Consider the following 26,055-nt stretch of genomic DNA (forward strand, 5'->3'; position numbering starts at 1 on the left):
ATTGATAATAATAATTTGTATTTTTGCAGCACTTATCAATGATGATAGAAACAATATTATGACAAATTACTATCCACATACCACATCCATGTGCACCACAACCCTTTGGGGTTAGGGATAGTTTTTGTGTTTCTACGTGAATCACGCTTGCAGTAGGTAAGCAATCAATTTTAAATCTTATTCTTTAGTTCATCCATTTAACTTGTGTCTTGAGAGGCGTAAGTTCCTAAAATTATAAACATGAAAGTAATGAAATTCGGCGGAACATCCGTAGGTTCCGTGAACAGCATTTTAAATGTTAAAAAAATAGTCGAGTCATCAGAAGAGTCTGTTATTGTTGTTGTTTCCGCATTGGGAGGCGTAACAGATCAACTGATAAATACCTCTAAAATTGCCGCAGCCGGTGATGCATCTTACGAAAAAGATTTTCGTGAAATAGTGATGCGCCACATAAATATGGTTAAGGATGTAATTCCTGCAGGCGATAAACAAGTTACATTAATAAAGCAAGTACGTGCACTTCTTGATGAATTGAAAGATATATATCAGGGAATATGTCTGATAAAAGATCTTTCTGCAAAAACGGCCGATACAATTGTAAGTTATGGTGAAAGAATTTCATCTCTTATTGTTGCTGCACTGATTGATGGTGCACAATGGTTTGACTCTCGCAAATTTATCAAGACCGAATTTAAGCACAACAAACATACTCTGGACAAGGAGCTGACTAATGAACTGATCAAGGAAACATTCAAGGAGATTCCACGTGTATCTTTGATGGGAGGGTTTATCTCTTCCGATAAAGTTAGTGGTGATGTTACTAATCTTGGCAGAGGAGGTTCGGATTATACAGCTGCTATTCTTGCTGCTGCTCTTGATGCTTCGGTTCTAGAAATCTGGACTGACGTAGATGGATTTATGACAGCTGATCCAAGAGTGATTAGCGCCGCTTATCCTATTAGCGAACTAAGTTATGTGGAGGCTATGGAATTGTGCAACTTTGGCGCAAAAGTGGTTTATCCTCCTACTATCTATCCTGTATGTCATAAGAATATTCCGATTGTTATTAAAAATACATTCAACCCATCTGCTCCGGGTACATTTATTATTCAGGAGAAATCGGCTTCAGGAGGTAAGGCTATTAAAGGTATCTCTTCCATTAACGATACCAGTCTCATCACTGTAACTGGTTTGGGCATGGTAGGAGTTATCGGCGTTAATTACCGTATCTTTAAAGCTTTGGCAAAAGGTGGCATCAGTGTGTTTATGGTTTCTCAGGCATCTTCAGAGAACAATACATCTATCGGCGTTAGAAGTGCAGACTCAGAATTGGCATGTGAACTGCTGAATGAAGAGTTCGCCAAAGAGATAGAGATGGGTGAAATCAGCTGTGTAACGGCTGAAGATGGTTTGGCAACTGTGGCTATTGTAGGCGAAAACATGAAGCATACACCGGGTATTGCAGGTAAGCTTTTCGGTACATTGGGACGAAACGGCATTAATGTGATTGCTTGTGCACAGGGAGCTTCGGAAACTAATATCTCATTTGTGATTGATGCAAAGTTCCTTCGTAAGACTCTGAACGTAATTCACGACTCTTTTTTCCTGTCTGAATATCAGGTGCTGAACCTTTTTATTAGCGGTATCGGGACTGTAGGAGGAAGCCTTATAGAGCAAATCCGTTGTCAGCAGAAGAACCTTGTGCAGCAAAATGGTTTAAAACTGAATGTGGTTGGAATTGCTGACAGCAGACGGGCACTTTTCTGCCGTGAAGGAATTGATCTGGGTAACTACAAAGAAGAACTAAAAGAAAAAGGAATTGCAAATTCACCCGAAGTATTCAGAGATGAAGTCATTGGAATGAATATCTTCAATTCTGTATTTGTTGATTGTACAGCAAGCGCAGATGTTGCTTCAATATACAAAGAACTTCTTTCGCACAATATTTCGGTGGTAGCAGCCAATAAGATTGCTGCATCGTCAAAATACGAAGATTATTTCGAATTGAAGCAAATAGCCCGTCATCGTGGAGTGAAGTTCCTTTTCGAAACAAACGTAGGTGCCGGATTGCCAATTATAAATACAATAAACGATTTAATAAACAGTGGTGATAAGATTCTGAAAATAGAAGCTGTTCTTTCGGGAACATTGAACTATATTTTCAATAAGATTGGTGCCGATGTTCCTTTTAGCCAAACTATTAAAATGGCTCAGGAAGAACGCTATTCGGAACCCGATCCCCGAATCGACCTAAGTGGTAAGGATGTAATCCGCAAACTGGTGATTCTGGCACGTGAAGCTGGTTACAAGATTGAGCAGGCAGATGTAGAAAAGAACCTGTTTATTCCTGACGAATTTTTCAAAGGTAGTCTGGAAGATTTCTGGCAAAAGATTCCTTCATTAGATGCTGACTTCGAAGCCAGAAGAAAAGTTCTGGAAGGCGAAAAGAAGCGCTGGCGTTTTGTTGCCCGATTCGAAGAGGGAAAAGCATCAGTAGGACTGCAGGAAGTGGATTCAAGACATCCGTTCTATGGCCTTGAAGGAAGCAATAATATTATTCTGTTAACAACAGAACGTTACCGTGAATATCCAATGATGATTCAGGGATACGGCGCCGGTGCCGGAGTTACTGCCGCCGGAGTTTTTGCAGATATAATGAGCATTGCTAATATTCGATAGAGATGAAACACATTATAATTTTAGGTGATGGAATGGCCGATTGGCCAGTTAAATCATTACAAAACAAAACACTGTTGCAATATGCAAAGACACCATACATGGATTTGCTTGCAAAAATGGGAAAAACCGGTCAGCTGGTAACTGTAGCACCGGGCTTTCACCCGGGAAGTGAAGTGGCAAATATGTCGGTTCTCGGCTATAACCTGCCACAAGTGTACGAAGGTCGCGGTCCGCTCGAAGCTGCAAGCATCGGAGTGGAACTACAACCCGGAGAAATGGCTATGAGATGCAATCTTATTTGCGTTGAAGGAGAAATCTTAAAGAATCACTCTTCCGGCCATATATCTACTGAAGACGCAGATGTACTGATTAAATTTCTGCAAGAGAAATTAGGTAATGATCGCATAAGCTTTCACACCGGAGTGGCTTACCGTCATTTACTGGTTATTAAGGGAGGAAATAAGAATATTGATTGTACTCCTCCGCATGATGTACCTCTCAAGCCGTTCCGTCCGCTTCTTGTTAAGGCTACAGTGCCCGAAGCTCAGGAAACTGCCGATCTTATTAATGACTTAATCCTCAAATCTCAGGAATTGCTCAAGGATCATCCGCTCAACCTGAAACGAGTGGCTGAGGGAAAAGATCCTGCAAACAGTATCTGGCCATGGTCTCCAGGCTATCGTCCGCAGATGGAACCGATGTCGCAGACTTTCCCTTTCATAAAGAAAGGCTCTGTAATTTCGGCTGTCGATTTAATAAAGGGAATCGGTTACTATGCCGGACTTCGTCGTATTGAGGTGGAAGGTGCTACCGGACTTTTTGATACCAATTATGAGAATAAAGTAGCTGCAGCACTCGAAGCTCTCCGAACAGAAGACTTTGTTTACCTTCACATTGAAGCCAGTGATGAGGCCGGACACGAAGGAGATGTGGATTTAAAGCTGAAAACAATAGAATATCTGGATTCACGTGCTGTGGGGCCTATCTATGAAGCGGTGAAGAACTGGGACGAACCTGTGGCTATTGCCATACTTCCAGATCATCCTACACCATGTGAACTGCGTACACATACTGCCGATCCTGTGCCATTCCTTATCTACTATCCAGGCATAGAAGCTGATGCAGTACAAACTTTCGATGAATTCTCAGTAAAAGAGGGTGCATACGGTTTATTAAAGGAAAATGAGTTTATTAACGCGTTTCTGAACAATGAATAAAATCAATAACATAATGAAATATTACAGTACCAATAAGCAGGCTCCGGTAGCGGACTTGCAGGAAGCGGTTGTAAAAGGACTTGCATCCGATAAAGGACTCTTTATGCCCGAATCAATCAAGCCATTGCCAAAGGAGTTCTTTGACCAGATTGAGACAATGAGTTTTCAGGAAATCTCTTACCGTGTAGCAGATGCTTTCTTTGGGGAAGATATCCCGGCTGAGACCTTGAAAAAAATCGTATACGATACACTTAGCTTCGATGTACCATTGGTTAATGTAACAGAAGAGATCTATTCTCTGGAGCTTTTCCATGGTCCTACATTGGCATTTAAAGATGTAGGTGGTCGTTTCATGGCTCGTCTTTTGGGCTATTTCATCAAGAAGCAAGGACAGAAAGATGTAAACGTATTGGTTGCCACTTCAGGCGATACAGGAAGTGCGGTAGCTAATGGCTTCTTAGGCGTGGAAGGCATTCATGTATATGTGCTTTATCCAAAAGGAAAAGTGAGCGAGATACAGGAAAAACAGTTCACTACACTAGGACAAAATATCACCGCCATTGAAGTAGACGGAACGTTCGACGATTGCCAGGCATTAGTAAAATCGGCCTTTATGGATAAGGAGCTGAATGCACACCTCTCATTAACCTCAGCCAATTCAATCAATGTTGCACGATTCCTGCCTCAGTCGTTCTACTATTTCTATGCTTATGCACAGTTAAAGAAACTAGGCAAGGCAGATAACGTAGTGGTTTGTGTGCCAAGCGGAAACTTTGGAAATATCACAGCCGGATTGTTTGGAAAGCGCATGGGATTGCCTATTTCCCGTTTCATTGCCTCAAACAATAAAAACGATATTTTCTATCAATATCTCAAAACCGGTAAGTATACCCCTCAGCCTTCAGTAGCTACTATTGCCAACGCCATGGACGTAGGCGATCCAAGTAACTTTGCACGTGTTCTCGACCTTTACGGTGGAAGTCACGAAGCTATTGTAAAAGAGGTGAGCGGTGCTACATATACCGACGAACAGATTAGTGAAACAGTACAGTGGGTATACAATAAAACCCATTATCTGCTCGATCCTCACGGAGCATGTGGATACCGTGCCCTTTCAGAAAACTTGAAACCGGGAGAAACCGGAGTGTTCCTTGAAACAGCTCATCCGGCCAAATTCCTTGAAACAGTAGAAAAGATAATAGGAGAGAAGGTAGATATTCCAGCCAAGCTGCAAGCCTTTATGCATGGCGAGAAAAAAACTGTTCCAATGGAGAAAGACTTTGCATCTTTCAAGCAATACTTAATGAATGTATAACCGGAAACTAACCATTTTATAAGGTTAAGTTAATCCAAATATGTACAAGATTGGAAGTGAACATGTACATGATCGATAGGTGATCATGTACATGTTTTTTTTGTTCTCCCGCCATTAATTTCCTAATCTTATACTTCGCTTTAACTAACCCAATTACGGCTGCTATTTAATACTTCTAGCCCTGTTTTCAGTAGACTACTTTATACTTTACCACTGGTAGTGATTGACTTTTTGTGTTTGATTTGTTCGTCTTACTAATTTGTATAAAATATTGCAGCTGATAATCAGATTGTTATATTTTGCGTGGTGTAGATGGTGTACTAAAAAAGCTCTTTTTTCATTCTGGAAAATATAATTTCAAAAATTCTGCAATTTGCATAATTTTTGAAATTAATTCTGTGGAAAGCTAAAATAGTCTTTTTATCTACACCATCTACACCACTTTTGTAGATGAGTATTTTTCAATGTGTTGATTATTAATTAAATATGTTTTGGTGGGTGTCAGAGGTGTCAGTAAAATAATACTTTTTTCGTTCTGAGAAATAAAATTTCAATAATTCCGCAATTTGCAGAATTTTTGAAATTTATTTTCTGGAATGGAGAAATAGGCTTTTTTACTGACACCTCTGACACCTGGTTATTTTTATTTGGCTTATTTATAGTGGTTTATGGAAATGGATGAATGTGAATTTTGTGATTGGCTAATAATTTGTTTGCTTATTTTTAGCTATTTAATAAACAATAAAGTCTTTTGCTTTTTACATAATTACTACATTTACACCAATAAAAAGTAAAATCATGAATAAAGAAAGATATTTCCGCCATTTCAAAGGAGGCTTATATAAGATGATAACTGTTGCCAAAGATAGCGAGACCTTAGAACGTATGGTTGTTTATCAAGCTTTGTATGGTGAAAAGGGGTTCTGGGTTCGTCCTGAGAAAATGTTTTTTGAGACTGTAGTCAGAGATGGAATTGAGATTCCTCGTTTTAAAGAAATAATGGAGGAAGAAATCAGTATATTATAATTGTATTGTTTAACGCTGATTATATTTGCGGATAGATGAAAATAGTAATCCTGCAATAAACATAAGCTTAATAGCTTTTGTTTATCACAGGATTATTAATTGATAGTTAATTGTATTTGTTCAGAATCGACTTCTACTAGAATTTCAAGCTAAAGTTTAAACCGTAGTTAGCAACTGAAGGCAAAGCATCGCTTTCTATCCCCTGAATATTGCCAGAACTTGTAACTATTGCTTCCGGATCAAAGTGTTTAACATCTGGTCCCCAAATAGCTAAGTTACGTCCGTAGGCTGCTATGCGGAATGATTTGATAAAATAAGACTTACTTAAAGGAATTGTATATCCAATATTTATTTCACGCAATTTCAAATAATCAGATTTGAATACATTTTGTGCAGCCGGTCCTGTGGAATATTGATTACCATAGGTTCTTGCATCAATACGTTTAGTATTTACAGTTCCATCAGCTAATACACCTTTCAATAATACCCCACCGCCATTAGCAATTGATTCACGGATATTCACTCCCTTTTCATTTATAGCAGCTGTTTCCTCAAGCATACCACAATACATTCCCCGCATATAAGAAGTAGAAATATAATGTCCGCCTTTAGAAAAATCAAACAATACACTTAAATCAAAATTCTTGTAACGGAATGTATTACTCCACCCACCTGTGAAGTCTGGATAGACTTTTCCAAGATTTTGGTCATCGTAAGTAGAAGCATAAGTTCCTTCTGCATCGATTACTTTATTACCTTTATCATCATATACAAAATTGGTGCCTTCAATAGTTCCGTATTCTTTTCCTACGATAGCACCAATTAAAACATTATGAGGAGTTCTAGCTATGTAATAACCCATTATTCCTTCACCTAGTTTCTTAACTTTGTTTTTATTAGATGCCAAAACCAGTGATGATTCCCAAGAGAAGTTCGAAGTCTTCACCGGTGTTCCATGAAGTGACAATTCAACACCTTTATTACTCATTACCCCAGAGTTTGCAATATATTGTATATGTGTACCATTTATAGGGAAAATCAGATTTTTTGTTTCACTTGAATAGACTGTTGCTTCAAAGCCAAAACGGTTATTCAAAAAAGACATTTCAAGACCTGCTTCATAAGAAATTGTAGACTCTGGTTTTAGATCACTATTTATTGAGGTAGTTTCTGAATTAGCTGTATGAGCATAGCTCAACCCCAATTTACCAAAACTAAGCCATGGAGTTTTATCCTTCAATAATTCAGAGAACACAAAACTGCCAGTAACTGATGGTTGCATGTAAGAGTTGTTACCGCTTGGTAATATTGATGACCAGTCATTACGTAAAGACATATCCAAATAATAGGTGTTTTTATACCCTAGCGTAGCGTTTGCAAATGCAGAACGAATAGATTTCTTCTTTAAATAGTTGTCTGATTTTGGAGTGTTAACAGAGTTCTTTAAGTTATAGAACAAAGGAATTGCCAATCCACCATCTGTTTCACCCCACATATACTCATACCTACGATTCATAAAGTTTGAACCAACGTTGGCATCAAATGAGAAATCGCTCTTAAAACGAGAATTGTATGACAACATAAATTCATGGTTTGTTTCAACTTGTTGACGAGATATTTCAGAGTAACGAGATAGGTCGGGAGAATAAACAGCATTACGCTCATATTGTTTATCAACAAAGAAATCAACATTAGCTTTATACTGGAACTTTAGGTTATCCAGAATTTTGTAGCTCAATCCAATATTACCATAAATACGGTTACGTGAATCGTTTTCATAATTCATATAACGTGACCAATATGGATTATTGTTGTACATTGGCGTTGGGTCATCCCATCCTGAACGGTTCCAGGTTACCTGATGTCCGATTGAGTTTATATACATACTCTTCAATTCTTCCATATCAAGTTCACGGTGTCCCCATTGAATGAATTGCTTCATAACATTGTTATCACTGTTTCCGGTTTCTGGACGTCCTTTTGCTCTTGAATTGAAGTATGTAACGTTAGTGAATACTTCCAAACGTTTATCTGCACTAACTGTAGAGGCAGCAACATTAAAAATATTCTTTGTTAAAGAACTGTTTGGCATATAACCAGTAAGATCTGAATTTGTATATGATATACGTACATTTGCTCTATCTGTTGCCTGACTTACAGCAATGTTATTAGTAAACGATACACCTGTTTCGAAGAAGTCATCGATATCATGTTTAGGAGCATTCCATTTAGAAGTTGTTGGATTTCCTACTTTTCCACCATCTTCCCATTTTGCTAAGTCAAGCCATGAAACGAACTCCTGACCTTCGTATTTATCACCCCAGCTTTCGTCAGTAGCCATATCCGGATACAAATAATTCTTCCCGTTGATAGCTATGTTTTTGAGTCCATAATAACCACCACCATACAACTTTTGCATCTTCGGTAATTTATTCACAACCTCTAAGCCAATAGAAGAGTTGAATGTAACGCCATATCCATCACTCTTTTTAGCTTTCTTCGTAGTAATCATAATAACACCATTTGTTCCACGAGAACCATAAAGAGCTGAAGCATTAGGACCTTTCAATACGGAGATATTCTCAATATCATCTGGGTTAAGATCCTGAACCAGGTTGCCATAGTCATAACCACCATCACCTATTTGAGTGTCTGTACTATTATAGTCTGTACCTTCAATAGGCACACCATCAATAACGAATAGTGGTTGGTTATTTCCAGAGATTGATTTTGCACCACGAATGAGTATTTTAGAGGAACCACCCATAGTACCCGATCCACTTTGAATTTGTAATCCGGCAATTTTACCTTGCAATGAGTTAACCGGGTTGCTTACACCACCACGAGCCTTCAACATTTCATCTCCAGAGATCTCAGAAACAGCATATCCCAAAGTTCTCTTCTGTCGAGAAATACCTAGAGCTGTTACAACTACTTTATCAACTACTTGAGCATCGGATGCAAAAATAACTTTCACAGTTGGTTTAACAGCAACTTCTATTGATTTCATACCAATAAATGAAACAACTAAAGATTTTGCCGAACCTGGAACATTAAACAGCGTAAAATTACCGTTAATATCACTGATAGTTCCAACAGTTGTACCCTTCACTAAAATGGACGCTCCAACAACAGGTTGCCCATCATCTTCCCAAATAACAACTCCTGTTACTTTTTGATTTTGTGCGGTTGCCAGACTAATACCTACAAAAAAGCATGTCAATAACAACATCAATGTTTTTTTCATAAATTCACTAATAAAGATAAATCTCATAATAATGCTTACTTTACTCTAATATTTTGCAAAGGTACTAAGAGTGTGTTTAAATTTAAGAAATGATAATGAAAAAGTTTTTCTTTTTTTCGATAAAATGATTTTTTTAGTTTTACAATTTGAATAATTATGTGCTTAACTGGGGTGATAGCAATACGAAAGTTATAGAAATAAAAAATCATGTAACCAAGGAATTTTTCCACCAAGCTGGTGGAAATAGTATTATCATTTTAATAGTGTCACAGCCTGTGACACAAAAAAGGCTCAAATCGCATTGCAATGCGATTTGAGCCTTTTGGTTGATTGTTTTAAGTTTATTGAATGTTCTTACGAATTTTTGTAAGATACTTTTTTAATCTGTCGGCATCCTTATTGGTGATAATTTCCAAAACTTCTTTCAGCTCACGACGTATATTTTCTACTTGTGCAGGAGTACGTGGGTTGAAAAGTATTTCCTGAAGTAAATAATCATCCTCACTCATCAAACCTTTGGCTATAGCCATGTGCTTTTTGAATGTAGTGCCCGGTGCTTCCTGATGTTTCATTACCGCTGCAAATACAAAGGTAGAAACAAAAGGAATGGATAATGAATAAGCTACAGTCTCATCATGCTCATCGAATGTATATTCAAAGATATTCAGACTAAGCGAGTTGTAGAGGTCTTTAAAGAATACTTTTCCCAGGTGATCACTCTCTGAAATGATGATGGCACTTTCACTCGACAAGTTGTTGAGGCTGGCAAATGTTGGGCCAAACATAGGATGTGAGGATACGTAACGGAATCCGCTTTCCTGATAGAATTTCTTTAATCCTGTTTTTACACTTGCAATGTCACTCAGAATACAATCTTTTGTCAATACAGGAATAACCTGTTTGAAAGCTTCCAATGTATATTTTACGGTTACTGCATTGATTACAAGTTCCGGTTCAAAATCCTTTATCTCTTCCAGCGTGGTGAAACGATAGGTGTTGTATACAAAACGAAGTTGTTGTGGATTCACATCGTATACGGCTGTTTCGTGCTGGAAACTTAATACATCTGTAAAGAAGGAGCCCATTTTGCCGGCTCCAAGAATTAGTATTCTCATGTTGATTGTTGCTTTACTTGTTTATAACTTCCATTTGCTGACGAACTGATTCTTCATGGATTGCCTCGAATACAGATTTTACAAACTCTGCATCCATGCCAAATTCTTCACCTTGCGCTCCTCTTTTTGAAAGAATTTCATCATAACGTCCGGTTTGAAGGATAGCCATATTATGCTCTTTTTTGAAAGTACCAATTTCACGGCTTATTCTCATTCTTTTTGCCAGTGTTTCGAGCAATGAATTGTCGCAATCATCAATCTGTCTTCTTAACTCTGCAAGGCTTTCTGTTGTTTGAGTCTCGTTACGGATAACCAACAGATTAAGGATATAATCTAAGATGTCAGGAGTAACCTGTTGTGAAGCATCGCTGAGAGCTACATCCGGATTGCAGTGTGATTCAATAATCAATCCGTCGAAATTCAAGTCCATTGCTTGCTGGCAGAGTGGAGCGATAAGTTCGCGCTTTCCTCCAATATGACTAGGATCACAGAATATTGGCAAATTAGGTATACGGCGACGTAGCTCAATTGGAATGTGCCATTGAGGAAGATTTCTATATATCTTTTTGTCGTATGTACTGAATCCGCGGTGAATTGCTCCAAGACGCTTTATACCTGCATTGTGAAGGCGTTCCAGAGCACCAATCCATAATTCGAGGTCGGGATTTACAGGGTTTTTAATTAATACAGGAATGTCTACACCTCTAAGTGAATCAGCAATTTCCTGAACAGCGAAAGGGTTAGCAGATGTACGGGCACCGATCCACAACAAGTCGATATTGTGTTTAAGTGCTTCATCAACATGCTTGGATGTTGCTACTTCTGTAGATACATACATACCTGTTTCCTTTTTTATCTCTTGCAACCAGGAGAGACCTTCAACACCTACACCTTCGAATCCTCCCGGTTTAGTACGTGGCTTCCAGATTCCGGCGCGGAAAATCTTAATTCCTCTACTAGCTAACTGCTTAGCTGTTTCCATTACTTGTTCTTCTGTTTCTGCGCTACATGGACCAGCAATTACGATTGGTCGTTTTGCTTCCACTCCTGGTAATAAAATAGATTCTAATTCCATTTTGAGTATATATTTATGTTTTTATTTATTCATGTTTTTAATTCTTTCCAGTGCATTTGCCAGCATTTCTTCATTGCAGCACAAGGAAAGTCGAATGTATCTTGCTCCGTTACTTCCAAATATAAATCCCGGAGTAACAAAAACGTTTGCTTCGTAAAGTACCTTGTCGGTAAATGCTTCCACATTTTCACAAGATTCAGGAACTTTACCCCAAAGGAACATTCCAACCTGATTTTCATCGTAAGTGCACCCTAAAGCGTGCATAATGTCACCTGCTAGTTTACGGCGCTTACGGTAAACGCTATTCATTTCGGTGTACCAGGATGCTTCGCAACTTAAAGCTTTTGCTGCAGCGAGTTGCAATGGGCGGAACATGCCGGAATCGATATTGCTCTTTACTTTCAATATCCATTGGATGAACTGTGCATTGGTTGCAATTACTCCCACACGCCATCCTGGCATATTGTGACTTTTACTCATTGAATTGAATTCTATGCAGCACTCCTTAGCTCCTTCAACACTTAAAAGACTTAAAGGTTTATCGTTCAGGATAAAACTGTATGGATTGTCGTTTACAACAACAATATTGTGTTTACGGGCAAAGGCTACTAATTTCTCATATAAGTCCATAGAAGCATTGGCTCCTGTAGGCATATTAGGATAGTTGGTCCACATCAGTTTTACATTGCTCAGATCCATTTTTTCCAGTTCTTCAAAATCGGGCATCCATCCGTTTTCTTCTTTCAGATTGTATGCAACAACTTCGGCACCTAATAACTTGCTGAGTGAAGTGTATGTAGGATAACCTGGGTTTGGAACCAAAACTTGTTCTCCCGGATTTACAAAAGCAAGCGTTACATGAAGGATTCCTTCTTTGGAACCAATCAGAGGCTGTATTTCTGTGTTAGGGTTTAAATCAACATTATACCATCTTTTATACCAATCGGAGAATCCTTTACGAAGCTCTGGTATACCGGTGTAAGGTTGGTAACCGTGTACATCACTGCGCATTGTCTGTTCACACATGGTCTGCAGGGTGTCATTTGAAGGAGGAAGGTCGGGACTTCCAATTCCCAGACTAATGACCTGTTTCCCTTCTGCATTCATCTGCGCTACTTCTTTCAGCTTTCTGGAGAAGTAGTATTCGCTTACGCTGTTCAGTCTTGAAGCAGGTGCGATGTTAAATACTTGATTTTCCTTCTTCATATTCTCCTAGTATTCTTAGTTCTTTGATTAATGGTGTTATTGCGTCTATAGCCTGCTTGTATCTTAGATAATCTTTAAATGCGATGTCTACATAAAAAAGATATTCCCATTCCCGGCCAATGATTGGCAATGATTGTATTTTTGTAAGATTGATGTTGTAGAAAGATAGAATTGAAAGAACCTGGGAAAGACTCCCTTCTGTGTGTGGTAATGAGAAAACGATATTTGCTTTATTGATGCTTTTGTCTTTTCGGAAATCATCTGCCATCCATGGGTCTGCAATAACAAGGAAGCGGGTGAAGTTATGCTTGTTGGTCTCTATACCTTCCTGAAGGATTTTCATTCCGTAGATTTCGGCAGCGGCTTTGGAACAGATGGCGGCATGACCTCTTAGGTTCTTTTTCTTTATCATTTCCGCACTCTTTGCCGTGTCTTCTGCCTCTACAACCTTGAAACTGGGATGGCTATCAAGAAACTCCTGACATTGCATTAAGGCGATGGGGTGGGAGTTTACTTCCACAATATCTTTCCAGTCCTCATCGGGCAGGCAAACTAAGCAGTGGGAAATGCGTAGTTTGTATTCTCCAATGATTTGCAGTTGACTTTTACGCAGTAATTCGTGATTCTGCAGAAGGCTACCGGCAATGGTGTTTTCAATAGCAACCAAACCAATAATCTGACTGTCGGCTTTTACTGCATCAAAAACATCCTGAAAATGCGCACAGCAAATCAACAGAATTGCTTCATCAGGGAATAACTTATGAGCTGCTATATCATGAAATGAACCCTTTGTTCCTTGTATGGCTATCTTTTTCATATTGAGTAATTGTGTAAAACAAAAAATCCCGCTTCCTAAGGAGCGGGATTTTTATGTTTATTTCTTTTTATTATTTATGTTCTTAATTTACACATACAAATTCCCGCTCTACTTTCTGGCTAAAGTAAAAGTAAAAAAAGAATGAATATGTATAAGAGAATAATTTCATTTCTGTCTTCTGTAATAATTCGAGGACAAATGTACGACTTTTATTGGAAGAACAAATAAAATAGCTAGTTTTTTTTCAAAAAAAAGAGCTTTTTGTTTTAAATAGTAAGTTTTAGAATATTTTTGCCCCTGAATACATATCTGCAAAGTTGTTGAATTCACCGTTTACATTTTCTTCTGCTTTAGGGTCAAGTTCCATTGCTTTCTTCATATCTTCAAGTGAGCCTTCTTTGTCATTGTTAAGGAATTTGGCACGTCCACGTTCGTGATAAGCCTGACTGAAGTTTTCTTTCAACTCTATTGCTTCGTCAAAATGTTCAATAGCTTCGGTATATTTTTTTTCGGTGATAAGTAACTGTCCCAGATATAAATATGCCTGTTCGTTAAATGGATTAAGCTCTATTACGTTACTGTAATCGGCACTGGCTTCCTCAAATAACTCATTTTGCTCCTTAAGTTTTCCCCGAAGCAGATAAGCAGCTTCTTCTTCCGGCATTAGTTCCAGTACTTTTTCTACATCTTCCAATGCACTAGAATATTCGTTCATGTCTTTTAAAACCTCAGCTCTGAGAAGGTAAGCCTGAGCAAAATCGTCTTTAATAGAAATAGCCTTGGTTAAGTTTACAATAGCATTTATATTATCTTTCTGTCCACGATTACCTCTTGCCAGCAACAGATAGGCAGCAAGGTTGTTTTCTTCTAGTTCAATAGCTTTGATACAATAATCAATTGTATTTTGATAATCTTCCTGAATGTAGCAAAGGTTTGCCAAATTCAGATAAGTTGAGGCTACGCTAGGGTCAACCTCAATCATTTTATGCAAGGTTTTTATTGCTTCTTCCAGATTATTCTGATGTATATATGCTTTGGACAGGTAATCTAGAGTCTCGAAATCGTCTTGAATTGCCAAGGCTTCGTTATAACATTTGATGGCATAGTCAATTTGTCCGATACGTTCTGCACGCATTCCGTCATATTTGAATAACTCGAAGTTCTTTTTCTCTGCTCTAGCTTTATCGTCTTCTGATTCTCCTGAGTTTCCTGTGAAGAAGGTTTTAAAAAAGTTTGCCATAATATGATTTTTTATTCGTTTTTACTGAGGACAAAAATAATCAATTTGCTGAATTGTTTATAAATCCGTCTTTAATATTTAATTTTCCTTCATCCAGCAAGTATTGGATAACAATGCTTATTCTGTCCGGCTCAAGATTTAATTTCCGGACTATTTCGGCTGGAGTCATGCTTTTTTCTTCTAATACGGTAAATATCCGAGATGCAAGTTCTTCAAAATCAGCTTGTTTTAATCCGCTTTTATTTTTCTGCAAACAAACATCGCACTGCTTACAATTATGCTCATTCTTTTCTCCGAAATAGCGAAGCAGCATTCGGCTACGGCATGCATTATCTGTGGTAACGTATTCAAGCATTGCATTGATACGTTTTACATATCTCTCTTTCCTTTCTTCATAAACTTCTTTTGGAATATGAAGATGATGGAGCTCAACTCGCTCACGAGTATATATAATATAAGGTGTTTTCTTATGAGGTATATAGTCTATAATTCGGCGTTTGGATAAATAGATTAGTATCTCATAAATTCTTTCCCGGGTTATATTGAGACGAATAGCTAGCGATTCCTCACTAATATAAGCATAGTCAGTGAAAATTCCGGTATAGGAACGAAGTATAGCCTGAAGAAGTGCTTCTACTTCTGGTCCCATTTCACGAAACTTATAGAGTTCATTCCTCCCTACAGTAAATATAAGTCTTGAAGCATTATCTTGTTCATCAGTATATTCTATATATCCGGCCTGAGTCAGGATTTTTAGAGCACCATCTGCCGGAACGGGGAAATGCTTGAAATTTCGACAGAACTGTTCCAGGCTGAAATCGTACATTCTGCCTAGTCCGTCGCCCATGGCCATCTGATAATAGTAATTCAGGTGTTCGTAGATTTGTTTGATATACTCTTTTTCCGGAAAAGTATCAGACACACGTTTGTTGAGTGTTGCTTTATCCGATTTGGAATAGAGAATTACTGCATAAGCTTTCTTACCGTCTCTACCGGCACGACCGGCTTCCTGAAAGTATGCTTCTGGCGAATCGGGTAAATCAACATGAACAACCAATCTTACATCTGCTTTGTCAATACCCATACCAAAGGCATTGGTGGCAACCATTACCCGAAATTCTCCTGCTTGCCATTGCTTCTGGCGGAGATCTTTTGTTTCATTGTTTAATCCGGCATGGTAAAAATTGGATGATATGCCTGCTTTTCGTAAAAAATCAGCCGTATCCTTGGTTCTTTTACGACTGCGAGCATATACAATTGCTGTGCCAGGCACTTTGCTGAGGATATGTAGTAGTTCGTCTTGCTTATTATCTGTTTTGCGAACGATATAAGCCAGGTTTTTCCGTTCGAAACTCATGCGAAAGACGTTCTCCTTTGGAAAGTGCAGCCTTTCCTGAATGTCTTTAACTACTTCCGGGGTAGCTGTAGCTGTCAGTGCCAGCACTGGAACACCTGGAAGCAGACTTCTGATGTCGGCAATTTTTAAGTAAGCTGGACGAAAGTCATATCCCCATTGGGAGATGCAGTGAGATTCATCGACCGTAATCATACTCACTTTCATACTCCGCAATTTTAGCTGAAATATTTCTGTGTCGAGCCTTTCGGGAGAAATATAAAGAAACTTGTAATCACCAAAAATACAGTTTTCTAACGCTATAAGTATCTCTTTCCGTGTCATTCCGGAATAAACAGCTAAAGCTTTTATTCCCCGTTTCTTAAGATTATCTACCTGATCTTTCATCAAGGCAATAAGAGGAGTAATTACAATACAAATACCTTCTTTTGCAAGAGCTGGTACCTGAAAAGTAATTGACTTACCCCCACCGGTAGGCATTAGTCCAAGTGTATCATTCCCCTCACCGATACTGTTGATAATCTCTTCCTGCAAATCGCGGAAGTGAGAGTATCCCCAGTATTGTTTCAGTATGTCACGGTAGTTCGCCGCCATATTTATTCTGTAGGCTTTATATCTTCAATGATAAGTTGAATTTCTCCGCGTTTATGAGTGTTTTCTTCTATGGAATAGCAAATATCAAAGGATCGTTTTGTCTTGATATAACGAGCTTGTGAACTTTGTCCAAAGGCGATTCCATTCATTACATTGTTTGACTTGTTATCTACCAGTTCGAGCTTGATATGTTCCTGTTCTCTGCCTACTACTTTACTAGTACCATAATCGTAAACATTGTGTGTACAGAAAATAGGTCTATGGTTTTCCGGACCAAAAGGATTAAACTTCTTCAGATCGGAAAAGAAGCGGGGATTAATATCTTTAAAATCAATTTCTGCATCAATGTCAATTACTGCACTTTGCTGTTCGGGCAGAATATGATCAGAAACAAATTCTTCAAACCGTTGAGTGAACTTTTCTACATTTTCAACCTTCATTGAAAGTCCGGCAGCATAAGTATGCCCACCAAAATTTTCGAGTAAGTCACGGCAATGTTCAATAGCTTTATATACATCAAATCCTGAGACAGAACGAGCTGAACCGGTTGCCATGTTATCGGTTCTGGTCAGTACTACTGCCGGGCGATAATAAATCTCCGTCAGCCTTGAAGCTACAATCCCAATCACTCCTTTGTGCCACTCTTCGTTATAAAGTACTATTGAGCGACGGCTGGCTAAACCTTCCAGGCGGTCAACAATATTGTTGGCCTCTTCTGTCATGGTTTTGTCCAGGTCTTTGCGGGTTTCATTGTATTGGTTAATCTGATTGCTTTTTTCCAGAGCGAGAGAATAATCCTTCTCTGTAAGAAGATCAACAGCTTCCTTACCATTCTGTATTCTTCCGGAAGCATTGATACGAGGACCAATCTTGAAAACAATATCACTCATGGTAATCTCTTTTTCGCTTAGCCCGCAAATATCAATAATGGCTTTTAAACCTATACTTGGATTGGCGTTCAGTTGCTTTAATCCATAAAAAGCCAGAATGCGATTTTCTCCCATAATAGGAACAATGTCTGAAGCAATGCTTACTGCAACCAAATCGAGCAATGGGGTAAGCTGATGAAAATCAATTCCATTGTTCATGGCAAATGCCTGCATAAATTTAAAGCCTACTCCGCAACCTGAAAGGTGAGAGTAGGGATAAGTATTGTCTTCTCGCTTAGCATTCAGAATAGCAACTGCAGGTGGTAGCACATTATCTGGCACATGGTGATCGCAGATAATGAAATCAATACCCTTTTCTTTGGCATAAGTTATTTCATCAACAGCCTTTATGCCACAATCGAGTACAATGATAAGACTAACCCCGGTTTCGGAAGCAAAGTCTATTCCTTGAGTAGACACTCCATATCCTTCGCTATAACGGTCGGGAATGTAATAATCAATATTTGAATAGAATTGTTGAATAAACTTATAGACTAGCGCAACAGCAGTTGTACCGTCTACATCATAATCTCCATATATCAATATACGTTCTTTCCGTCCCATGGCCTGATTAAGCCGATCAACAGCCACATCCATGTCTTTCATTAGGAAAGGGTCATGAAGGTCCTGCAGCTGTGGGCGGAAGAATTTTCTGGCCTCTGCGGCGGTCTCAATTCCTCGCTGAACAAGAAGTTCTCCTAGAATAGGGCTAATCCCTAATTCGCCGGATAAACTCAGGCTTGCTTCTTTCTGTTCTTGTGTAGGAGGTTGATAATTCCATTTGTGACTCATTATATATTTTATTTTTTCTTTTCTAGTAGGAGTGTCTCATGTACGAGACCAAGGGCCTATAAAAATAGGCGTCATGAAACGAAACGTTTCATTTCGTAAAGATACAAAAAAACGTTAATCGTCGCCTTAATCAGTAGATGATTTTTTTAGAATGGTTATAAAAAACTTTTCCATAATAAAAAAGGCTCAGTACAAAAGGAAATATCCTTTGTACTGAGCCTTTTGTTTCTCTACACAAAATAATAAATTGTATGAGCAAAATAGATTCAATTTATAAAGCCATATCGCCAACTGATTTTTGATTGTAATAGGCTGAATTCTTATTCTGCTTTTTTCTTTAAAATAATCTTGCTGGCATATGCATTGGATACCTCTTTACAGAATGCTGTGAATTCAGGATATGCTTTAGTATCGTATTCACCCGAACGGAAGAATAGTTTATTAACAATAACTATTTTGTCTCCGTTAACATCAATACTTGCATTGAATTTTCCAAACTTTTTGTCTATTACCGGAAGTTTAGGTAAAGATTCTACTGTGTAGTTTTTCGGAATTTCAAGAGTTATAGTGTCACTGTCCAGATATCCATAGTTTATGTAAATAGGATGAATCCTTTTTTTATTAGCTAGTTTGGATGGCCCGCGTCGGAAAATATTAATAGGTACAAAAAGTCTGTTCCCTGTTTTGTTTCCGTACTTTTCACAATTCACATTGTAATTTACAACGATGGATGGTTTTGCCGATTTATCTTCCTTATAAGTAACATTATTCACTCTTGCTTGTGGCAGTTGAATGTCTTCTCGCAAATAGTCTATCTGTTTAACGGGAGGTAGCTTTGTTATTTCGGATATTTGTTCGTACTGAATAAGATTGCTTGTTCGTATAACTTTGGCCGTTGCCGATCCTTCTTCAGTGAGACTAATGGTGGCTGTATGACTCTCTGTATTTAATGAATCTTTGTAAGCTGGCAATCTGAGAACTTCCCCTCCGGTTTCTTTTATTAAAATTGCTTCGTGGCCGGCAATGTTACTATGAACATATCCAAGAGGATAATCCGGGTTGGTGCATTCCAACCAAAGTGTTTTTTCTTTTAATGGAACCTGAAGGATTACATGGTCTAACTGACTAAAGTTTGGGAAATCCTTAAATAATTTTGGATAGACAGTACTGATAACCGTATATGTAGACGGAATACCCAATTCCTTTAACATGGCTTTTGCATAGTTGGATAATGCTTTGCAATCTCCAAAGCCTGTCTTTGCAACTTCTTCAGCTGTCATAGGCTGATATCCTCCGATGCCTAACTGGATACTAACATATCTGGTTGTTTTTGCCAGATAATCATATACGGCTTTTACTTTATCATAATCGGTTTTACAATCTTTAGTGATTTCTGCAAGAGTTTGTTTAAAGGCATCAGGCAGAATATCTCTGTCTTTTAGTAAGCTGTATTCCCAGTCCCCAAAAGATTTCCAACTGCTTAAATTACCATGAGTCTTGTCGTATGTAAAGTTCTTCGGAGTAATATAAAGAATAGGTACCAATGTTGATAAAGATCTTGAGTAAGGCTCATCTTCAATAGCTTTAATATTTTTTAGCTTCCATTCCTGATAGGCTCCTTCTTTTCCGTTTTTCTTTTCGGATTGAACACTCATGTTGATTGCCTTATAAAGAAATTCAGCGTTTGCCGGTGCATAAAGACGATAGGTCGCTTCTTCTACCGATTGGTTATAACTGTCCTGAGGCCAGAATACTGGTAATCCCAGTAATCCTTTCTTGGTTTTAATGACCCATTCATATTTTATTGTAATAGGATAACTGACTAAAGTTGGGCTGAAAAAGTAATTTTTGTCATCTGATGCCAGATTCATTGAAAACTCGGTAGACTTTAATTCGGATTGTTTAATCTTACGAATCAAACGACCACTAGCATCGTAAATAGCTCCGCTAAAGTCTTTTAATTCGTGGAAAGGGTCTGTGTAGCATCCAAAACCAGCATCATCTTCTCCTTTAGAGTTGAGGATGGTAATGATTGTGGTTGTTTTTTCTTCGCCACTGACATCAGATTGATACTTGAATTCTTTCTCGTAGAACCTTACTACTGAGTATGCGTTTTCTTTCAGTGAATCTGCTATTTCTGGAAATGTTAGTTGTTCCTGAGCGTTTGCAGTGCTGAAAGTCAGAAGGATGAAAAATAGATATTTAATTTTATTATTCCACATAACTTAATATTTCTGTTTATAACTGTGACGTTTGTGTTTGATTTGCTGCATTCTGAGGATCTGCCTTTTTTAATACGATTTGCTCATTGTTCTTGTCAACAATGGTTCCCCAGAAATTACGTAAGGATGCATATTCTTCTTTTGAGTAAAGTATTCTTTTTAGTGAGAATATATACAGCAATTGTATTTTGTTATCAATTACTTTAATGTTGTAAGTGCAGCTGCATCCATCTTTATCAAGGTTTATTTTAACAGATTTAGGTAATTCTTCGACCTGATAACCTTGAGGAATATCTAATACACATGTGAGCTTGAATGTTTGCGGATAACTAAACTCTATAGGTAATTTACGAGTTTCGCTTGTAAACTGGTTTTTTGTTAAGTGGGGAAATATCATAGGATTCAGATATATGTGCTCATCGTTAAAGATTGCCTCTTTATTGAATGCCAGGTTTTCTTGCACAGAAGAAGAAAAATTATTTAGATTTTTAAATGAGAACCCTTTTGCGTCAAAGCCATCTTCTGTCTCTTTCTTCTCAATATAAGTGGTACTATCTTTGGCCGCCTTGAATGATGTGCGTATCAGTTCAGCGTATTCACCAAAATAATATGTGACTCTTTCACCTTCTACTTTACCTTCAGGAGTAATAGATCCTTTGATTAGTGTGTTGATACTATTCCTGCCTATATTAGTTAAATCAATCCAGTCTCCCTTTCCATTTACATTATAAATTCTGGCTCTGTCTACCATCAGCTTTGGAGGTAATATGTTTATATCTCCGTTCTTTACTGAACCATCAAGGAAAACAACTGTACTGTCTGTGTCGTTTATTCCCACAATAAAAGTATTTAGTTTATTGATACTAGGATAGGTTAAAGGTAGTCTTCCCTGATCTCTTGTACTCATCATAATGGGGAAAGCATTAATACCTGCATCCTTCAACATGCTTATAAGAATAAAGTTAATATCAGCATTACTTCCTGAGCCTTCTTTTATGGCTTTCTTTATATTATTTCCATAAAAGTGGTAATTCTCATTCCATGATATTTTTTTCTTAAGTAACTGATAAATGGAACGAATTTTATCTTGTGTACTTAAATCTTTCATATTAAGAGCACTCATTTCTTCCTTGAATGGATTTTTAAGTTTTAGTAATCCACCAAAATCGTTTTCATTTTTAAGTAATTCTTCAATTTTGTTCCAGTCTGTTGTGTACGATTGGTATATAGAATTGGGGAATTGTATTCCTTTTAGTTCGAAAGTAACCTTTGTACAAAAATCTTCGGCACACCATACATTAGGTTCATCTTTCAACGCAGAAAGATCATTTGCTGTAAATGTCAGTTGTCTGGAAGAGCAATTTACCGAAGAAGTTAGATGATCGTCACCCATAACTGTGAAATTCTGGTTACTAGTAACTTCTTCCATTTTTAAGGACTCGCCACCTCTTGTTTCAATGTTATAATTAAAATATTCGGGTATCAGAACCTCATATTTAGCATACTTCACCGGAATGTTTTGCTGAATAATCATATCGGCAAACTGCCAGTAAAGCTCGGAAGTTATATTATACTTATATTCTATTACTGTACCTGCCTTTACTGATGGTATAGAAAATTTAATCTGTTTAAGGTTGGTGTTTAGCTGTTCTTCAAAAATGTAGCTTTTCTCCATTTTTGTTTTGTTTATTTTGCCGTCTTCAAGGTTATAAGCATAAGCCTCAATTCTACTCACTGTTTCTTTAGCATCACCCGACTTTCCTGTGTTATAAAAAGGAATGTTTACGTCGGCATATTCCTTGCCTTCTGCCTTTAACACTTTAATTTTTGTTTCGTAATAGTATTCTATTACGAATTTCCCGTATATATATGCATACCTCGCCTCTACATTTTTATAGAGAGTTACCGCTGTGGCAGTCGTGTCTTTTGGATAAGATGTCATGGTGAGTTCGTCTTTGGTTACTTTACCATAACGAGTGCTGAATTCTTGTGCGGATGCTGCTATCACAGAGATGGTGAACAGCAGTAACATAAGCATTGTTTTTTTCATAAAGAATGATTTATTGATTTATTTTATAGTTTATATTTTTACGATTATGTTGAATATGTATTTTAGTTGAAATCCTATAATTGAGAAGTCTGCTTCTCTTCTGTTTTTGTTGGTTGTGACGTTGCTTTTCTTAACACCAGCAATTCTGTGTTTTTGTTAACTACAGTTCCCCAAAGCTGACGCAGAGCAGGATATTCATCATTATTATAGAAGATTCTATTTAAAGAAAATGTATATCCCACCTGGATGGTATTACCAAGAACCTGCACATTGTAAGTACAAATACATCCATCATTATCCAGATGAATCATAACCGGCTTAGGAATTTCTTCCACCTGATAGCCTTCGGGAATATTTAGTGTGGTAATTTGTTTAAATGTGTACGGATAATCAAATTCAACAGGAAGTTTGCGTTCTTCTTTTGTAAACTGATTCTCTGTTAAATGAGGAAATATCAGCGGATTAATATATATGTGATCGTCGTTGTGTGATAATTCTTTAGTGAAAGAGAATTGTTCTTTTACATTGGAAGTGAAACTATTAACCTCAGAAAAAGATGATTTCTTTATAGATATCCCGTATTCTAGTTCCTTTTTTTCAATAAAAGAGGTGCTGTCTTTGGCTTCGTTAAATAATTTGCGGAACTTGTAAGCCTGTTCTCCCGTATAGGAAACTTTTTGTTCTCCATTGACAATTCCTTCAGGAGTAATAGTACCAGATGTGAGGGCGGTAACTGAATTCTTTCCTATATTGGTTAGATCTACCCAGCTGCCTTTTCCGTTTTGATCAAAAATCCTTGCTTTCTCAACCATCAGTACAGGAGGTAGAATGTTTATATCTCCGTTAGTTACAGATCCATCCAGATAAACTGTTGAATTCTCGTCATCGTTTATGGCAACAATAAATGTATTAAGTTTATTAATGCTAGGAAAAAGATTGGGTAGTCTTCCAAGATCTCTTTTACTCATCATTACAGGAAATGATTCTATTCCTGCATCTTTAAGCATGCTCATTAATATGAAATTAATATCTGCATTGCTTCCTGTTCCACTTTTTAATGCTTTCTTTACATTACTTCCATAAAACCGATAAGTTCCATCCCATGATATTTTGCTCTTTAACAGTTGAAAAATAGCGCGTATTTTATCCCTCTTGTTTGGCATAGATAAAATATTTGCAGTGCGCATCTCTTCTTTGAATGGGTTTGACATATTAAGAATTGCTCCAAAATCTTCATCTTTTTTGAGAAGTTCATCTATATCTTCCCATGTACTGGTATAGGGCTTATAGTCAGAACCGGGAAAGCGTGTTCCTTTTAATTCGAATGTTACTTTGGTGCGAAAGTCATCAGGGCACCATATGTTAGGTTCGTCTTTTATCGCGGGAAGGTTTATAACGTTAAGAAATATCCTGCGACTGTTAAACCGTACTGAATATGTCTGATGGTATTCATCTTCTCCGTTAGCGCTCTGCTCAACAACAGACTCCGATACATTTATTTTTTCCTTCCCTTTCAGCCCTACATTGAAATCGAAATATTGAGGAATTGTAACATCATAGTTGCTGTATATCACCGGAATGTCTTGCTGAAAAACACATTCTTCAATCTGGTGTGGAAATTCAGAAGTCAGTAGATACTTATATTCTATTACGGTTCCTTCTTTTACTGCTGGTATGGAAAACTTTATTTGTTTATAATAAGGGGTTACACGTTCTTCGAAAATGTAACTTTTATCCATTTTGGTTTTATTTACCTTGCCATTTTCAAGGTTGTATGCATATGCTTCAATCTTTGATACAGATTCTTTGAATATATCACTTTTCCCTTTGTCGTAAACAGGAATTTTGATGTCTGCATATTTAACGCCTCCTGGTTTTAAAACTTTTATTTTTGTTTCGTAATTATATTCTATTATAAACCGTTCTCTTTTGTAGCTGTATTTGGCGATTACATTTTTGTATATTGTAACAGCAGATGTTGTACTATCTGGCTTGTAAACCTTCATAGAAAGCTCATTGTCTGTCACTTTTCCATAATTGTAGGTGTATTCCTGTGCAAAGGTCAAAACAGATGATAATGCAAGAAGTAGGAATAAGAATACGCTTTTTTTCATAGTACTGAGATGTGTTTGACTTAAATGTAAATTGAAATTTGTGTTTATATATTGTAAAGGTACATCTTTTTTGAGATTTTCAAAATTCAAGAATGATTATTTTTTTAATAATAAGGAATATACAGAGAAATGAATTAAAGAAAATGTGGTAATGAGAATAGTTTACAATGAACAGAAGAGAGTTACAAGAAAAGGAACTGAAAAATCGGTCAGGCAGCCATGAAAAATAGAAATAACCACGAAGTCTTTTCCACATGATTGGGTAATAATGGGTAGTGTAGTATCGGCTGTCGTTGCTCCTCCTACAGATATTGGAGCCAGTTTGCCGAAATATTTCACTAGAACCGGAGCAAATAGTAAGGCGATAATTTCCCTTATTATATTAGATAAAAGTGCGATGGTTCCTAATTCGGCACCACGGTATTCTGTTATTATGATACTGGATAGTGAATAGTAGCCCATTCCGGAACCTACAGCGCAGCAATCGCTTACAGACCTATTGGAAAGTAATAGTGAAGCAAGGATGCAGCCGGTAATTGTTCCAAGTATTGTCATTAATGGGAGTAAGGCGAAGCGAACGTTTAGTTGCCGAAAACTTTTCAATGTATTTGTATCACTGCCTATGCTTACGCCTACAAAGAACATTAATCCGCAGAGGGCATAAAAACTGATGTCGCAGTGAATAATGCTTTCCGGCAAGAGATGATAGTGGCTAACGATAATGCCAAGTATAAAGAAACCTACAATAATCAGACTTCCCTTCATTTCTTTCCTTCCTTTTTGAGGTTGTTCTTTGAGATGTAGTACCAAAGTCCCCAAGATGCTAGAACACTTCCAGTAACACCTGCTATCGTTAATATAAGAGCTTCGAGTCCGAAGACGTAGATTCCCTTAATCAACTTCTCGTTACTTCCAACTTCCATTCCAAGCAAGAAGAGTAGTAGCCAGATAAATCCGGTTACAATGCGGCTTACTATGCCGGTTTCCTTATTGCGTAGTCTGTATCCTGCAAATATTCCTGCAGCAATGAACAGTATAATGGTTATAACAAACATTCTTCTTT

Annotated in this window: 17 protein-coding genes; 4 read left to right on the top strand and 13 right to left on the bottom strand. The window is 37.5% G+C overall.

Going from position 1 to position 26,055, the window contains the following annotated elements; translation table 11 throughout:
* Positions 1–240 precede the first annotated feature (240 nt).
* From thrA to BUC21_RS13160, 4 genes are all read left to right on the top strand, one after another.
* Complete coding sequence (gene thrA / locus BUC21_RS13145; protein ID WP_073403168.1) at positions 241–2,679, top strand: bifunctional aspartate kinase/homoserine dehydrogenase I; 2,439 nt, start codon at positions 241–243, stop codon at positions 2,677–2,679.
* A 2-nt stretch (positions 2,680–2,681) separates the two neighbouring features.
* Entirely contained in the window at positions 2,682–3,896 is a 1,215-nt protein-coding gene (locus tag BUC21_RS13150; protein WP_073403169.1) for a cofactor-independent phosphoglycerate mutase, read from the top strand.
* Positions 3,897–3,909: 13 nt separating this feature from the next.
* On the top strand, positions 3,910–5,211 hold the full coding sequence (gene thrC / locus BUC21_RS13155; protein ID WP_073403220.1) for a threonine synthase: 1,302 nt from the start codon (positions 3,910–3,912) through the stop codon (positions 5,209–5,211).
* 798 nt (positions 5,212–6,009) lie between these two features.
* Positions 6,010–6,237 (top strand): DUF1653 domain-containing protein, encoded by a 228-nt coding sequence (locus BUC21_RS13160; protein ID WP_073403171.1) that lies wholly within the window; start codon positions 6,010–6,012, stop codon positions 6,235–6,237.
* Between the two features lie 136 nt (positions 6,238–6,373).
* Here BUC21_RS13160 and BUC21_RS13165 read toward each other — a convergent pair whose 3' ends face one another.
* The 13 genes from BUC21_RS13165 to BUC21_RS13225 all read right to left on the bottom strand — a co-directional run bounded on the left by BUC21_RS13165 (position 6,374) and on the right by BUC21_RS13225 (position 26,047).
* Entirely contained in the window at positions 6,374–9,484 is a 3,111-nt protein-coding gene (locus BUC21_RS13165) for a SusC/RagA family TonB-linked outer membrane protein (protein WP_073403222.1), read from the bottom strand.
* Positions 9,485–9,825: 341 nt separating this feature from the next.
* Positions 9,826–10,599 carry a prephenate dehydrogenase gene (locus BUC21_RS13170; RefSeq protein WP_073403173.1) on the bottom strand — a complete coding sequence of 258 codons (774 nt, stop codon included), beginning with the start codon at positions 10,597–10,599 and terminating at the stop codon, positions 9,826–9,828.
* Between the two features lie 13 nt (positions 10,600–10,612).
* On the bottom strand, positions 10,613–11,674 hold the full coding sequence (locus BUC21_RS13175; protein WP_073403175.1) for a bifunctional 3-deoxy-7-phosphoheptulonate synthase/chorismate mutase type II: 1,062 nt from the start codon (positions 11,672–11,674) through the stop codon (positions 10,613–10,615).
* A 21-nt stretch (positions 11,675–11,695) separates the two neighbouring features.
* A complete protein-coding gene (locus tag BUC21_RS13180) occupies positions 11,696–12,880 on the bottom strand; it encodes a pyridoxal phosphate-dependent aminotransferase (RefSeq protein ID WP_073403177.1) in 1,185 nt (394 codons plus the stop codon).
* Positions 12,855–13,697 (bottom strand): prephenate dehydratase, encoded by an 843-nt coding sequence (locus BUC21_RS13185; protein ID WP_073403178.1) that lies wholly within the window; start codon positions 13,695–13,697, stop codon positions 12,855–12,857. Before BUC21_RS13185 ends, BUC21_RS13180 begins: the two co-directional genes overlap by 26 nt.
* Positions 13,698–13,977: 280 nt before the next feature.
* Positions 13,978–14,937 (bottom strand): tetratricopeptide repeat protein, encoded by a 960-nt coding sequence (locus BUC21_RS13190; protein WP_073403179.1) that lies wholly within the window; start codon positions 14,935–14,937, stop codon positions 13,978–13,980.
* A 40-nt stretch (positions 14,938–14,977) separates the two neighbouring features.
* The gene (locus BUC21_RS13195; protein ID WP_073403180.1) at positions 14,978–16,885 is read right to left on the bottom strand and encodes a RecQ family ATP-dependent DNA helicase; all 1,908 of its coding nucleotides are present in this window, start codon (positions 16,883–16,885) and stop codon (positions 14,978–14,980) included.
* Between the two features lie 2 nt (positions 16,886–16,887).
* On the bottom strand, positions 16,888–18,606 hold the full coding sequence (recJ, locus tag BUC21_RS13200) for a single-stranded-DNA-specific exonuclease RecJ (protein ID WP_073403182.1): 1,719 nt from the start codon (positions 18,604–18,606) through the stop codon (positions 16,888–16,890).
* A 320-nt stretch (positions 18,607–18,926) separates the two neighbouring features.
* Positions 18,927–20,828: a DUF3857 domain-containing protein gene (locus BUC21_RS13205; protein ID WP_073403184.1), complete on the bottom strand. Its 1,902-nt coding sequence runs from the start codon at positions 20,826–20,828 to the stop codon at positions 18,927–18,929.
* Positions 20,829–20,844: 16 nt separating this feature from the next.
* Complete coding sequence (locus BUC21_RS13210) at positions 20,845–22,878, bottom strand: DUF3857 domain-containing protein (protein WP_073403186.1); 2,034 nt, start codon at positions 22,876–22,878, stop codon at positions 20,845–20,847.
* Positions 22,879–22,952: 74 nt separating this feature from the next.
* Entirely contained in the window at positions 22,953–24,992 is a 2,040-nt protein-coding gene (locus BUC21_RS13215; RefSeq protein WP_073403189.1) for a DUF3857 domain-containing protein, read from the bottom strand.
* 162 nt (positions 24,993–25,154) lie between these two features.
* On the bottom strand, positions 25,155–25,757 hold the full coding sequence (locus BUC21_RS13220) for a LysO family transporter (RefSeq protein ID WP_073403190.1): 603 nt from the start codon (positions 25,755–25,757) through the stop codon (positions 25,155–25,157).
* Positions 25,754–26,047, bottom strand: a complete 294-nt coding sequence (locus BUC21_RS13225; protein ID WP_073403192.1) for a LysO family transporter — start codon at positions 26,045–26,047, stop codon at positions 25,754–25,756. Before BUC21_RS13225 ends, BUC21_RS13220 begins: the two co-directional genes overlap by 4 nt.
* Positions 26,048–26,055 lie beyond the last annotated feature (8 nt).

It is taken from the genome of Bacteroides luti (assembly GCF_900128905.1).
Lineage (GTDB): Bacteria > Bacteroidota > Bacteroidia > Bacteroidales > Bacteroidaceae > Bacteroides > Bacteroides luti.

What these genes read in the sequence shown, in the direction of transcription:
- thrC (WP_073403220.1), top strand. Translation starts at nt 3,910, where the DNA reads ATGAAATATTACAGTACCAATAAGCAGGCTCCGGTAGCGGACTTGCAG.
- BUC21_RS13220 (WP_073403190.1), bottom strand. Translation starts at nt 25,757, where the DNA reads ATGAAGGGAAGTCTGATTATTGTAGGTTTCTTTATACTTGGCATTATC.
- BUC21_RS13165 (WP_073403222.1), bottom strand. Translation starts at nt 9,484, where the DNA reads ATGAAAAAAACATTGATGTTGTTATTGACATGCTTTTTTGTAGGTATT.
- thrA (WP_073403168.1), top strand. Translation starts at nt 241, where the DNA reads ATGAAAGTAATGAAATTCGGCGGAACATCCGTAGGTTCCGTGAACAGC.
- BUC21_RS13170 (WP_073403173.1), bottom strand. Translation starts at nt 10,599, where the DNA reads ATGAGAATACTAATTCTTGGAGCCGGCAAAATGGGCTCCTTCTTTACA.
- BUC21_RS13190 (WP_073403179.1), bottom strand. Translation starts at nt 14,937, where the DNA reads ATGGCAAACTTTTTTAAAACCTTCTTCACAGGAAACTCAGGAGAATCA.
- BUC21_RS13150 (WP_073403169.1), top strand. Translation starts at nt 2,682, where the DNA reads ATGAAACACATTATAATTTTAGGTGATGGAATGGCCGATTGGCCAGTT.
- BUC21_RS13210 (WP_073403186.1), bottom strand. Translation starts at nt 22,878, where the DNA reads ATGAAAAAAACAATGCTTATGTTACTGCTGTTCACCATCTCTGTGATA.
- recJ (WP_073403182.1), bottom strand. Translation starts at nt 18,606, where the DNA reads ATGAGTCACAAATGGAATTATCAACCTCCTACACAAGAACAGAAAGAA.
- BUC21_RS13215 (WP_073403189.1), bottom strand. Translation starts at nt 24,992, where the DNA reads ATGAAAAAAAGCGTATTCTTATTCCTACTTCTTGCATTATCATCTGTT.
- BUC21_RS13160 (WP_073403171.1), top strand. Translation starts at nt 6,010, where the DNA reads ATGAATAAAGAAAGATATTTCCGCCATTTCAAAGGAGGCTTATATAAG.
- BUC21_RS13180 (WP_073403177.1), bottom strand. Translation starts at nt 12,880, where the DNA reads ATGAAGAAGGAAAATCAAGTATTTAACATCGCACCTGCTTCAAGACTG.
- BUC21_RS13225 (WP_073403192.1), bottom strand. Translation starts at nt 26,047, where the DNA reads ATGTTTGTTATAACCATTATACTGTTCATTGCTGCAGGAATATTTGCA.
- BUC21_RS13175 (WP_073403175.1), bottom strand. Translation starts at nt 11,674, where the DNA reads ATGGAATTAGAATCTATTTTATTACCAGGAGTGGAAGCAAAACGACCA.
- BUC21_RS13185 (WP_073403178.1), bottom strand. Translation starts at nt 13,697, where the DNA reads ATGAAAAAGATAGCCATACAAGGAACAAAGGGTTCATTTCATGATATA.
- BUC21_RS13195 (WP_073403180.1), bottom strand. Translation starts at nt 16,885, where the DNA reads ATGGCGGCGAACTACCGTGACATACTGAAACAATACTGGGGATACTCT.
- BUC21_RS13205 (WP_073403184.1), bottom strand. Translation starts at nt 20,828, where the DNA reads ATGTGGAATAATAAAATTAAATATCTATTTTTCATCCTTCTGACTTTC.